At 69.7% G+C, this 1,209-nt stretch carries 1 protein-coding gene; it reads right to left on the bottom strand.

Going from position 1 to position 1,209, the window contains the following annotated elements:
• Positions 1-1,137 (bottom strand): methyltransferase (locus tag RTN46_RS13470; protein WP_312182110.1); only part of this gene is annotated, 1,137 nt, incomplete at its 3' end.
• Between the last annotated feature and the right edge of the window lie 72 nt (positions 1,138-1,209).

Genomic DNA, 1,209 nt, shown 5'->3' with positions numbered 1-1,209 from the left:
CAGCCACATTTCGGCGTACTCGGCCGGGCTCAGTGTTTCCCGCTGGATGACCCAGACATCCATGCTTTCCGGCAACCAGGACTGCAGGCGGGAGCTCCATGCACCCGGATCATTCGTATTTAATGGGGCATCCGCATTAACCGGGTCTTCCGTGCTTTCCGGCGCGCCCTGGATTTCCCAGTTGCCGAGCATCTGCGCGGTGCCGCCGGGCACCAGGACCGTCTCCAGGTTCCGGAACAGCCCTTCGACTATGCCGTCCCCGGCCAGGCCGCCGTCGCGGTAGGTGAACCGGTCCTCAGCGGTTTCCTGCTCCGAGCGCGGCGTAATCACGAACGGCGGATTGGAAACCACCAGATCGAACCGTTCCCCGGCAACCGGTTCCAGCATGCTGCCCAGCCGCAGGTCGATGCGCTGTTCCGGGTGGGCCGGGTCGACGCCAAGCGCCGCGGCGTTCAGGAGCAGGTTGAAGCGGGTGAAGCCCAGCGCCCGTTCGGAGATGTCAGTGGCAGTGACGTGACCGGCGTGGCTGAGCAGATGGAAGACCTGGATACCGCAGCCGGTGCCCAGGTCCAGGGCCCGCGCCACGGGACGGCGGATGGTCAGCTGCGCCAAGGACAGGGACGCCTGCCCGATGCCCAGGACATGGTTGTGGGGCAGCACGCCCGGACGCTGGTGCTCGCCGAGGTCGCTGGCTACCCACAGCTCTGTGCTGCCGGGAGCGTCGTCGTCGTTGGTTTCATGGGCGGCGCCAAAAGCGTAGGGCCGCAGGTCCACGGCGGCACGCAGCAGCTCCGGTGTCGCGGGGTCCGTCTCTGCCAGCCCGAGTTCCCGCAGCCCGGCCGCGCCGGTGCGGGGGAACGCGGCGTCCAGCCGGGCCGGGTCCACGGAGCCTCCGATCAGCCACAGCTGGACGGCGGCAGCCAGCGGCTCCGGGTCGGCGGTCGCGGTGGCCGCGCGGCACACCAGCAGGGCGGGAACCACCTGGTCGCGGCCCAGCGCGGCGCTGGCCTCCTCCCCCAGGAAGGCGGCGACTCCGTCCACCGTGTAGCCGGCGTCCTGCAGGTCGGCGGCAAGGCCAGCCAGCAGCGGAAGGTTCGAACTCTGCGGAGCGCCCGGGAGCCGGGAAAAATCAGTCACCGCTCCAGTCTAGGTTCCGCTGGCAGCGCACCCAGTACGGCCGGAGTGCAGCCCGCCCGGATGTGGGGACGG

This window comes from Arthrobacter sp. (assembly GCF_031988865.1).
Taxonomy (GTDB): Bacteria; Actinomycetota; Actinomycetes; order Actinomycetales; family Micrococcaceae; genus Arthrobacter_B.
Note: the sequence above shows the minus strand (reverse complement) of the source record. Positions and strands in the feature narration are given on the sequence as shown.